This window comes from Chryseobacterium sp. HNCC26DJ238 (genome assembly GCF_057180465.1).
The window spans coordinates 1-11,140 of sequence record NZ_JBXUGI010000023.1 but is presented as its reverse complement, the minus strand read 5'-3'; the positions used below and the strand labels follow the sequence as shown (position 1 = coordinate 11,140).

At 34.3% G+C, this 11,140-nt stretch carries 12 protein-coding genes; 8 read left to right on the top strand and 4 right to left on the bottom strand.

The window, feature by feature from the left end; genetic code table 11:
• Positions 1 to 111 precede the first annotated feature (111 nt).
• Together AC2A07_RS18125 and AC2A07_RS18120 are read right to left on the bottom strand one after the other, a co-directional pair.
• Complete coding sequence (locus tag AC2A07_RS18125) at positions 112 to 339, bottom strand: YqaE/Pmp3 family membrane protein (RefSeq protein WP_484051543.1); 228 nt, start codon at positions 337 to 339, stop codon at positions 112 to 114.
• Between the two features lie 130 nt (positions 340 to 469).
• Complete coding sequence (locus AC2A07_RS18120; RefSeq protein ID WP_484051542.1) at positions 470 to 2,488, bottom strand: M3 family metallopeptidase; 2,019 nt, start codon at positions 2,486 to 2,488, stop codon at positions 470 to 472.
• A 268-nt stretch (positions 2,489 to 2,756) separates the two neighbouring features.
• Between AC2A07_RS18120 and AC2A07_RS18115 the strand changes: the two genes are divergently transcribed.
• The 5 genes from AC2A07_RS18115 (at position 2,757) to rimM (ending at position 6,187) form a co-directional block, all read left to right on the top strand.
• Positions 2,757 to 3,287: an SRPBCC family protein gene (locus tag AC2A07_RS18115; RefSeq protein ID WP_484051541.1), complete on the top strand. Its 531-nt coding sequence runs from the start codon at positions 2,757 to 2,759 to the stop codon at positions 3,285 to 3,287.
• Between the two features lie 71 nt (positions 3,288 to 3,358).
• A complete protein-coding gene (locus AC2A07_RS18110) occupies positions 3,359 to 3,808 on the top strand; it encodes a hypothetical protein (RefSeq protein WP_314494859.1) in 450 nt (149 codons plus the stop codon).
• Between the two features lie 550 nt (positions 3,809 to 4,358).
• On the top strand, positions 4,359 to 4,871 hold the full coding sequence (locus AC2A07_RS18105; RefSeq protein WP_484051540.1) for a nitroreductase family protein: 513 nt from the start codon (positions 4,359 to 4,361) through the stop codon (positions 4,869 to 4,871).
• Positions 4,872 to 5,063: 192 nt separating this feature from the next.
• Positions 5,064 to 5,630: a 30S ribosomal protein S16 gene (locus tag AC2A07_RS18100; RefSeq protein WP_314494855.1), complete on the top strand. Its 567-nt coding sequence runs from the start codon at positions 5,064 to 5,066 to the stop codon at positions 5,628 to 5,630.
• Positions 5,631 to 5,644: 14 nt separating this feature from the next.
• Positions 5,645 to 6,187, top strand: a complete 543-nt coding sequence (gene rimM / locus AC2A07_RS18095) for a ribosome maturation factor RimM (protein ID WP_484051539.1) — start codon at positions 5,645 to 5,647, stop codon at positions 6,185 to 6,187.
• A 205-nt stretch (positions 6,188 to 6,392) separates the two neighbouring features.
• On the opposite strand, the gene AC2A07_RS18090 is transcribed toward rimM, so the two are convergent.
• Both AC2A07_RS18090 and AC2A07_RS18085 read right to left on the bottom strand, forming a co-directional pair.
• Positions 6,393 to 6,569: a hypothetical protein gene (locus AC2A07_RS18090; protein WP_484051538.1), complete on the bottom strand. Its 177-nt coding sequence runs from the start codon at positions 6,567 to 6,569 to the stop codon at positions 6,393 to 6,395.
• A 180-nt stretch (positions 6,570 to 6,749) separates the two neighbouring features.
• Complete coding sequence (locus AC2A07_RS18085) at positions 6,750 to 7,682, bottom strand: helix-turn-helix domain-containing protein (RefSeq protein WP_484051537.1); 933 nt, start codon at positions 7,680 to 7,682, stop codon at positions 6,750 to 6,752.
• 106 nt (positions 7,683 to 7,788) lie between these two features.
• On the opposite strand from AC2A07_RS18085, the gene AC2A07_RS18080 reads away from it, so the two are divergent.
• The 3 genes from AC2A07_RS18080 to asnS all read left to right on the top strand — a co-directional run bounded on the left by AC2A07_RS18080 (position 7,789) and on the right by asnS (position 10,514).
• Positions 7,789 to 8,337 carry a hypothetical protein gene (locus AC2A07_RS18080; protein ID WP_484051536.1) on the top strand — a complete coding sequence of 183 codons (549 nt, stop codon included), beginning with the start codon at positions 7,789 to 7,791 and terminating at the stop codon, positions 8,335 to 8,337.
• Positions 8,338 to 8,340: 3 nt separating this feature from the next.
• Complete coding sequence (locus AC2A07_RS18075; protein WP_484051535.1) at positions 8,341 to 8,940, top strand: CDP-alcohol phosphatidyltransferase family protein; 600 nt, start codon at positions 8,341 to 8,343, stop codon at positions 8,938 to 8,940.
• 125 nt (positions 8,941 to 9,065) lie between these two features.
• Complete coding sequence (gene asnS / locus AC2A07_RS18070; protein ID WP_484051534.1) at positions 9,066 to 10,514, top strand: asparagine--tRNA ligase; 1,449 nt, start codon at positions 9,066 to 9,068, stop codon at positions 10,512 to 10,514.
• Positions 10,515 to 11,140: the final 626 nt, after the last annotated feature.

Here is an 11,140-nt window from a genome sequence, read left to right as displayed (position 1 = left end):
ATATGCCTTTGCTATTTTTCAGCCTATCTGTAAAAGTGGATTTGCAGAATAGAGTTAAGTTTATGGCAAGCATTTGTTAAATTTTAAAATCTGAATATTAGATGCATCCAATTATTTGGATTTTTTCACAGCACGAATCAGTTGATCATTTCTTTTCTCTGCTCTGGCATTCTGCAGGGAAAGAGCAGCCCATATTGCAGCAGGAATCCAGCCGAGAACAGTAATCTGTAAAAGAAAACAGATGATTCCGGTAATAATTTTACCTCTGACAATGAATGATAAAAATGGTAAAAGAATGGCGAGCAGCATGTTAATATAGTTTTTTATAAAAGTAATCATAAAAATCAAAACCAAAACCAAAACCATTGAGAATAATTACAATTATCTATTTCCAGGATAAAAAGCAAGGTTTACTATCTGTAAATAACTCAAATAATTCTCAATGGTTCAAATATAGATGGAGTAAAGTCTATCCGAATGCTCTTTTCAACAGGCTCTCTATTTTCGGTTCGCTTCCCCTGAAATTCTGATACAATTCCATTGGGTCTTTTGTACCGCCGGAAGAAAGTAATATTTTGAATTTTGCCGCAGTTTCAGGATTGAAAATTCCGGTTTCTCTAAAATATTGGAATGCATCAGCATCCAAAACTTCTGCCCATTTATAAGAATAGTATCCCGCAGAATAGCCACCCTGAAAAATATGAGAAAAACTCGGACTCATCGCTGTTTCAGAATTTGAAGGATACAATTGTGTAGCTTTTGTGTAATCGTCTTCAAACTCCTTTACACTTTTGCTATCCAATTCTCCGGCTTTCGTATGATAGTTCATATCTAAAATTCCAAAACCAAGCTGTCGCATTGTCTGATAACCTTCCATGAAATTTTTAGACTGTGCAATTTTTTCGATTTTTTCGTCCGGTAAAATTTCACCGGTTTTATAATGTTTGGCAAAAGTTTTCAGAAATTCAGGCTCATAACAGAAATTTTCCAGAAATTGGGAAGGCAATTCCACAAAATCCCATTTTACAGAAGTTCCCGAAAGATTTGGATACTCTGTATTAGCCAGCATTCCATGAAGTGCATGACCAAATTCGTGGAACAGAGTAGTCACTTCCTGAAAGGTTAATAAACTCGGCGTCTCATTGGTAGGCTTGCTGAAATTACATACAATTGAAATGTGAGGACGGGAATTTTCATTATTTTTTTGATACTGATTTTTATAGCTTGTCATCCAGGCTCCGGCTCGTTTGCCTTTTCTCGGGAAATAGTCGACATATAATAAAGATTTATATTCGCCATTTTCTTTTACTTCATAAACTTTTACATCTTCATGATATTTCGGGATATCAGTTCTTTCCTCAAAAGTTAGTCCAAAAAGCTGTTTTGATAATCCGAAAACTGCTTCCTGAACCTGATCTAACGGGAAATAAGGTTTTAATTCTTCATCATTAAGGTCGTATTTCGCTTTACGCAGTTTTTCTGCATAATAAGCATGATCGTAACTCTGCATCTCATCAATTCCGTCGGCTTTTGCCAAAGATTTCAGATCTTCGATCTCCTTTTCAGCATATGGTTTTGCTTTTATTAAAAGTTCATTTAAAAAATCCAGAACTTTGGTGGGAGATTTTGCCATTCTCTCTTCCAAAACATAATCTGCATAATTCGCATATCCTAAAAGTTCGGCTTTCTGCTGTTTCAGATTGAGAAGTTCTTTGATGAGGTTCTGATTGTCAAACTCACTACCGTCAAAAGATTTCTTACCGTTGGCTAATGCCAGTTCTTTACGTAGTTCACGGTTTTCTGCATAGGTCAGAAAAGGTATATAACTGGGATATTGCAGAGTAACTACCCATCCATCAAGATTTCTTTCTTTAGCTTCTTCAGCATATTGACCGATAATAGCTTCCGGAATTCCTTCCAAATCTTCTCTGTTTGTGATATGCTTAAAATAATGATTAGTAGAAGCTAAAACATTCTGCCCGAACTGAAGAGATTTTAAAGACAGATCCATGCTGATTTTCTTTAATTTTTCTTTTTCCTCTTCATTTAAAAGGGCACCGCTTCTTACAAAGCCTTTATAGGTCTCATTCAAAAGCATTTGCTGTTCTTCGCTCAGATTGTATTGATTTTTAGTGTCAAAAACTTTTTTTATTTTATTAAATAAAGCTTCATTCTGAGAAATTTTAGAAGAGTATTCCGTTAAGATAGGTGAAACTTCCTGTGCAATTTTTTGTAATTCATCACTCGTTTCTGCAGAATTTAGATTGAAAAAGATACTCGAGGCTCTGTCAAGTTGTTCTCCTGAGTAGGCTAGCGCTTCGATTGTATTTTTAAAAGAAGGCTCTTCAGAATTATTAACGATCGAATCGATTTCTTCTTCTGATTCCTGAATTAATGCTTTAAAAGCAGGCAGATAATCTTCATTTTTAATCTGATCAAAAGGTGCAGATTGGTATGGTGTGTTAAATTTTTCTATTAGAATATTCATTGACGTATTTTTAATTGATGTAAATTTAATTAATTTGAATCAGATAGGTTTTGCGCAAAAACAATGCCCGGAGCTCAGTTTGTGACAAAAATACCTTTGATTAATAATCTTGTCATAAGCCAAGAAGAGATTTCAGTAGATTGTGTAATTTTGATTTCAGGATGTCCACAAGTCATTAATATTATTCCATGACAAAAATGAAACTGTGAAATCTATTTATGAAATGGAATTATTGTTCAATTCCTCAAACAACCTAATATAATACATTATGAAAACAATTTTAAAAATTATCGTAGTACTCATCCTGCTTGTAGTTTTATACAGCATTTTTGCGATGCTGACCTTCAGTAAAGTTTATCATTACGAAAAATCTATAGTGATCAATGCCCCCAAAGAAAAAGTCTGGTCACATATAAGCTCCATGAGAGCTTTTAATGTCTGGAATCCGTTTGCTAAAGCTGATAAAAATATAGTCATTACCTATAAAGGTAAAGAAGGAAAAATTGGAGATGGTTATTATTGGAAAGGTAATAGTGACGTAGGAGAAGGTGAACAGGAAATAGTTGCTGTAATTCCCTATGAAAAAGTAACAAGCAGACTGCATTTTATTAAACCATGGGAAGGCAAAGCAACTTCGAATCTTATGATTTTTCCTGAGGGAAACAAAACAAAAGTAACATGGACAATTACTAATGAACTTACTCCTGTAATGAAGCCCATGAAACCTTTTATGGATATGCAGATGGGTAAAATGTTTGATCAGGGATTTGAGAATTTAAAGATAATATTGAAGCCATAAATTATCTGCCTTGCCAATTTGGCAAGGTTTTTATATAAAAAATATTATCTTTATAGTAAAGATTACGCTACATGGAGAAGATAGTATTTGAGAAAAATAATATAAGGAATTATGTGAAAACAGTAATTTCCGGAAAAATAGAAAAACTTAAAAACTTTATAGAATTTACTCTGGAAGCAAGCCGTGATATTAAAAAGACTCCAAAATACGACAGTATGCGTGAAGAAATGCAGGAGGAGATCTACCAGATGCAGAGACAGCTCGCTGCGTTAAATGATCTGAACAGGAATATGGCAAGAGTACTTCCGGCAGCTACTGAAAGAATACAGTTGGGATCATTGGTGATTACAAATAAGGCAAGATTTTATATCTCTGTTTCTTTAGGAGAGTTTTTTTTTGAAGGTGATCGCTTTTATGCCATTTCTGCTGAAAGTCCGATGGCTAAAAAAATGATGGGCATGCAGTCTGGATTTTCATTTACCTTAAACAATATTCATCAGGAAATTATTGAGGTCCTATAGATTCCATAGAAGAAGCAAATGAGATTACAAAAAAAGGAACTTCAAATGAAAATGGATAAGTGCATTTAAAATATAAAAAGTAAATAAAGAAATTCAGGATAGCCAGGAAGTGGTTCAACAAATACAGCCACGGCTGAAACTCATAGAATAAATATTTTCATTATCTCATAATCATAATCCAGCCACGAAGTGGCTGAACAACAGTAAAAGAAGGTGAAACCCCTTGGAAACAGAATAGAAACTCAAGGGATACAATACATAATACATCGTTCCATACTATTCCAGACAGGGTGGCTGAAAATAACGGCCACAGGCAAGCTCCGTGAAATAAAATGAATATTTTCATTATCACATAATCATAATCATAATCCAGCCACAAAGTGGCTGAACAACAGTAACCGAGGGTGAAACCCATGGAGTATAAAATGAACCCGGTGGCATACTATACATAATACATCGTTCCATACTATTCCAGACAGAGTGGCTGAGCAGCAATGGCCGGGGATAAAAAATGTGGAATGAAATGCCCTGTTTTTTGTATTTTTGTTTTATGAATAAAGCAGAAGTTTTAAAAGAAATCATAGAGCAGAGAAGAAGCATTTTTCCAAAAGATTATGCTGAAACAGAAATCTCAGAGGAAATTATTGAAGAAATATTACATTCAGCGACATTAGCTCCCAATCACAAGAGGACAAAACCTTGGCGTTTTAAAATTTTTAGGGGTGAAGAGAAAGCGAAATTAGCTTTGGAACTGCAGGAGATTTATAAGTCAACGCAGGCTCCACAGGTTTTTATGGAGAAAAAATATCAGGACATTGGTTTTAAGATCAATAAATCAGATGCGGTAATCTCTATCGTTGTCAATTTCAGCGGAATGGTGCCTGAGTGGGAAGAAATTGCTGCTGTTTCTATGGCGGTTCAAAATATGTATCTTACCTGTACTGCAAATGCTGTGGGATGTTACTGGAGTTCACCCAAACTTGTGGACAACTTGAAAAATTCTTTGACGATTGAGGAAAACCAAAAATGTCTGGGGCTTTTTTATATGGGAAATATTGATTAATCTTAAATGCTTTAATTTATCAATCTGGAGCTATTTAAGCTGTGGGTTTCTATGACTTCAAAAATGAAGAATCGGAAGATCATGGGGATTGAATAAAAAATAGTAACATTGAACTCAATACTTTGAACTTTTTTACTATCTTTGCACACTTAAATATTTAATCGGGACGAGTTCCCTTAAAATTCATACATTATGTCAGTAAAAATCAGATTACAAAGACACGGATCAAAAGGAAGACCTTTTTTCCACATCGTGGTTGCAGATGCAAGAGCTAGAAGAGATGGTAGATTCATCGAAAAGCTAGGTACTTACAACCCAATTACTAACCCTGCGACTATCGATTTGAACGTTGACTCTGCTGTAAAGTGGTTAAACAACGGAGCTCAACCAACTGATACTGCAAGAGCTATTCTTTCTTATAAAGGTGTACTTTACAAAAAACACTTACAAGGTGGTGTTGCTAAAGGTGCATTTGATGAGGCTGAAGCTGAAAAAAGATTCGGTGCTTGGTTAGAATCTAAAGAACAAAAAGTACAAGGTAAAGTAGAAGGTTTAACAAAGGCTCAGGCTGATGCTAAAAAAGCTGCTTTTGATGCTGAAACTAAAGTAAACGAAGCTAGAGTTGCTGCTGCAGCTAAAGTAGAAGCTGATGCTAAAGCTGCTGAGGAAGCTGCTAACGCACCTGCTGAAGAAGTTGCTGCTGATACTGCTGAAGGAGAAGCTCCTGCTGCCGGAACTGAAGAAAACACTGAAGCTTAAAAACAAAAACCGGTATGCGTAAAGAAGATTGCTATTTTTTAGGAAAAATCACACGCAGACACGGCCTTGCGGGAAATGTTATTCTTAAACTGGATACCGATCAACCCGAGCTTTATAATAAACTGGAATCAATATTCGTTGAAGTCAACGGATTATTGGTTCCTTTTTTTATTGAAAAATTATCTTGGAGCAAACTCGATGCTCTGAATCTTGCTTTTAAAAACTCATCTGAAGCTTTAGTTGACCAGTCTTTGAATAAAGATGTTTATCTGCCGCTTACCAGCTTACCGAAACTGACCGGAAATCAATTCTATTACCATGAAGTAATTGGTTTTGAAATTATGGATCAGGATAATAAAGACTGCGGCGTTATACGTTCTGTAAATGATCAGACAGCTCAAAATTATTTCGTTACGAATCTGTATGGTAAAGAAGTTGTCGTACCGATGGTTAAGGAGTGGATTATTGAAGTAAACCGTGAAGAAAGATTTATCAAAATGAATGTTCCTGAAGGTTTGATCGATGTTTTTCTGGTTCCTTCAAAAAAAGATGAGTAATCGAATCTGATCAACTTTCATAAAAAGCGCTTTTTAAGTCCTCATTTCTTATTCATCAGCTTATACGAAAACTTTAGATTCTGTAAATGCTGCTTCATTATCGTCATTTATATTATTTTGCTAATATCTATCGGCGATCTGTTACTATTTTCTGAATTATTTTTGAGTAAAACCCGCCCTGAAATCTAATTAATCCTTTAGAATGTCAGATATTGGGTAAAGGCTGAACAGACTGCGATAATTTCCTTATATCACAACTGTCTATATTAATATATTGCTGTTCTTGTTTTTTATTGGCAATATCAATTGATCCGAGCCAGGTATCATTCATTTTTACAAAAGCAACAGGATTTTCAACACAGCTTATCACTACTGTATTCATTTTCGCTGCTAAATGTTTCGATTTCGTACAAGCGATTCAATAATTTTTTGAGCCTGCCGTAATGCAATATTCATATTATCTGATTTAGTATTGAATCCAATCTATAATCCATACCGATCAATAATTTGTCTAAGCAGTACATGAATTTATTATATAGTAATGGATATTGTCGCTTTGGTACTAACTTTTTAGCTTCTCCGCCAAATCATCAATCTGCCTGTCCATTCTATTGAAGAAAATTTTACGCTCTCGGTTTCCGGATGTGTTCAGTGATTTTGAATTTTTTATTTCATGTTCAAAGTAGGTCAACGTGTCATTACAGGTATTTTCATCGTTGGTCATCATATATCCAAACATGTTAAAAGGAATGAAAAATGAAGATTGAAAATCATTTTTAAAAAGTATATTATTGCTTAGAATTACAAGATCGTTAACATAAAAATTAAAGTCAGGATTGTGCTGAATTTTATGTTCAATATTTTTCAGGACATTTCTCACCTCCTCTAAGATCAATAAGATATCTTTATATTTCAACAGTCCCATTTCAGAATAAAAAGAAATTTGCATCAGAATACTCATGATTGTTGTATCATTCCATATCTCTGTTACATTTTGATTTTCATATAAATCTTTCAGCATTTCATTTTTAGAAGAATGGTAGGGAAGATCAAAATCTTCAAATGAACATAAAAATTTATCTTCATTCAGCAGATTCATCCAGACATAAAATTTAAAACGGGAGAGGATCGTGTTCGAGATTGTATAAAAGAAAGGGATGTCTTTCGCAGAATAATAGACTTTTGAACGCTTGGTATTTTGAAAAACATCAAGGATCTGCAAAGAGCTTTCAAAGAAATTCAGTAAATCTTCCTGCGTTTTCACGGGTTGGGTTCTTTTGACTACCAATTGGTTGGCAGTTCCCAAAAATTGGTCAATTGAAATCTGATAGTATTTTGCCAATTCTACTGCTTCTTCAAAACTGAACTTTGCTTTCATCGATGTACGTCTGTGTGCCGCATCATAACTCATGTTGAGAATATTGGCAATCTCATCATTCAGAGATTTGTTGCCAATTTTCTTTCTGATCTGTTTCAGTAAAATTTCTTGGTTCATGGTATTTGCGATTTTCACAAATGTATCAATTTATTTTAATTTTTTTTCGCATTCATGATCAAGGTTTTCGAAAGTAGCTTTGAAGTATAATTTAAAATTTAAAACGATGAAGAAATTAATTATTTACATAAGTATTCTAATCAGTACTGTAAATTGTGCAGGTTTTAAGAACATTGAACCAAATGGTTTGCATTTTAGTAAGAATAAAATTGAAAGTATCAACGGAATTTACAGTAATCAGCCGTCTTCCGGAAATGGTTCTTACGTAAAAACATTAACTGATATTCTTGATCGGAATATTGATATGTTTAATTGGAAGGAAAAGTACAATGGAAAAAATATAGATGTGAGGTTGGAGATAATAAAAAAAAATAAATTAAATGTTAAAATATTTGAATATGAAAAACTGATGTTTAATAAAAATTTTAATGTTAAACAGAAAAAAGACGGTTTTATATATTTAAGAGAAAAAAGATTTATGTTAGATGGAATTCCGCTGATTTTTGGTGGTTGGAATATTCAAAAATCACGTCTCATCATAGATGATAACAAAAATCTTCATATTCAGACCAATTACTTTTTTTGTAATGGCCTTTTAGTAGTGATAAGCGACTGGAAAACAGATCATTATAATTTCACTTTTGAAAAGAAGTAGGTCATGAAGAACATACCCTATCTATTAATAGCAATCCGTTTTCTTTTTGCTCCAATTATTTTCTTTCTGGCTTATTTGAGTGGCGAAGAATCACGATTTATAATTCTGACTTTAATGTTCATCGGACTGCTCACGGATATTTTCGATGGAATCATTGCGCGGAAAGTCGGAGTGTCCTCAGAAAAATTAAGGAGACTTGACAGTCAGGTAGATTTAGTTTTTTGGCTCTCATTAGGATTCGCAGCCTATTTTATCAATCCGGAAATCATCAAAAGCCATTGGGGAAGTATTGTACTTGTTTTCATTATGGAAGCCCTTTGTTATCTCGTTAGTCTGGTGAAATTTAAAAAAGAAACCTGCACCCATGCATTCCTTTCAAAAATGTGGGGGTTGAGTTTACTCATTTCTTTTGTGTATTTAATAGGATTTCAGCAGGCAGGCTGGGCATTTTATCTCGCTATTGTACTGGGGATTGTTTCTCATATTGATGTTATTCTGATTATTCTGATTCTTCCGAAATGGCAGTATGATGTTCCCAGTTTCTATCATGCCTTTAAAATCCGAAAAGGGATACAAAGGAAAAAGTCGATATTTTTTAATTAAAAAAATAAGTTTTCTTTTTGAAATATAAATGTTAATTGAAATCCAAACGATAACAACAAAAAGTTCCTCTGTTTTTTGTAAATTTGCAAACATTAATTTTTATATAAAAATTTATCAATCAACAAATGAAAAAGCAGACGATTAAAGAAGTCCTACAGGATTACAAAAAAGTATTACATCATGACATTACAGTTTACGGTTGGGTAAGAACCTTCCGTGCAAATCGCTTCATTGCGCTTAATGATGGTTCTACAATTAATAATTTGCAGGTAGTTGTTGATTTCGAAAATTTCGACGCTGAGATTATCAGCAGAATAAGCACCGCATCATCTCTTAAAGTGATAGGGGAAGTAGTGGAAAGCCAGGGAGCAGGACAGGCTGTGGAAATTATTGCTAAGAAGATCATCATCTTAGGTGATAATTTTACAGAGGAAAGAGATAAAACAATTCTTCAGCCCAAAAAACATTCTTTGGAAGTACTGAGAGAGCAGGCTCATCTGAGATTCAGAACCAACTTGTTCGGTGCAGTTTTCAGAGTACGTCATGCCGTGAGTTTTGCTATTCACTCTTTCTTTAACCAAAACCAATTCTTCTATATTAATACTCCAATTGTAACAGGAGCTGATGCAGAAGGAGCAGGCGAAATGTTTGGAGTAACCAACTTTGATTTAAACAGTATTCCAAGAGACGAACAGGGGGATATTGATTTTTCTCAGGATTTCTTTGGCAAAAAAACAAACTTAACAGTTTCCGGACAGCTTGAAGGTGAAACTGCTGCTATGGGATTAGGAAGGATCTATACTTTCGGACCTACATTCCGTGCAGAAAATTCAAATACGACCCGTCACCTTGCAGAATTTTGGATGATCGAGCCCGAAGTTGCTTTCAACAACCTTGAAGATAACATTGATTTGGCAGAAGATTTCTTAAAATATGTGATTCAGTATGTTTTAGATAACTGTAAAGATGATCTTGATTTCTTAGATAAACGTTTTGAAGAAGAGCAAAAATCAAAACCGGAAAAAGACAGGGCAAAAGAAGGTTTGATTGAAAAACTTCAGAATGTTATAGCTAAACGTTTCAAGCGAGTAAGCTATACAGAAGCTATTGAGATCTTAATGAACTCAAAAGAAAACAAAAAAGGAAAATTCCAATATCCGGTTGAAAGCTGGGGCACGGACCTTCAGTCTGAGCACGAAAGGTTTTTGGTAGAGAAGCATTTTGAATGTCCTGTAGTTTTATTTGATTATCCTAAAGAGATCAAAGCCTTCTACATGAAGCTGAATGATGATAATAAAACCGTTGCTGCTATGGATGTACTCTTCCCTGGAATTGGTGAAATTATCGGCGGATCAGAAAGAGAAGCACGATTAGACGTTCTGAAAACTAAGATGGCAGAGATGCATGTAGACGAGCACGAGCTTTGGTGGTATATGGATACCAGAAAATTCGGTTCGGTTCCTCACGCAGGTTTTGGACTTGGTTTAGAAAGGCTCGTTCTTTTCGTAACGGGTATGACAAATATTCGTGACGTCATTCCTTTTCCAAGAACTCCTAAGAGTGCAGAATTTTAATCAACAGCATATATATAGAATACCTCTGAAAATTCAGAGGTGTTTTTTTTGATAATATAAAGTATAATTCTTTAGGTACAATTCAAAAATGTGCTGTTATTTTATTTCAGGAGCTGGTTCCAGCTTTCACTACTCGCTTTTTTGCGCCTGATTTATTCCCTTGATGCAAAAAGAGCTCAGACATGCCGTTCAATCCGGGCTAAACTATTGTTGCTTCAATACTGCTTCACAGAAAAGTATATGCACGTCTGTAGAGTTTGAAAAATCATTCCTCGTCTAATTACATTATTTTCAATATTAGTTTGAATTATTGTCAAATTATTCAAAATTGATTTGTTAGAGATAATTATTCTCTGTTTAAGTCTTGTTGGCAAGAATTTTGTATAAATCAATGTCATATATTTATACAGATGTTCACTGATCAGCAAAAAAAAATCTGATCATTGTGGATAACTCTGGAAATTGGTTTAATGCCTGTTAAACCAGTATTTTACTTTAATACTTTTCCACAATCAAAATAATCGACTATTAAATATTTGTTTCGTTTAGGTTTGTGTTCTATCTTTGCCCCACTGAAAAACGAGAGTTATTCGGTAGCGCAGGAGAGCTTTAGGGCGGTTAATTTA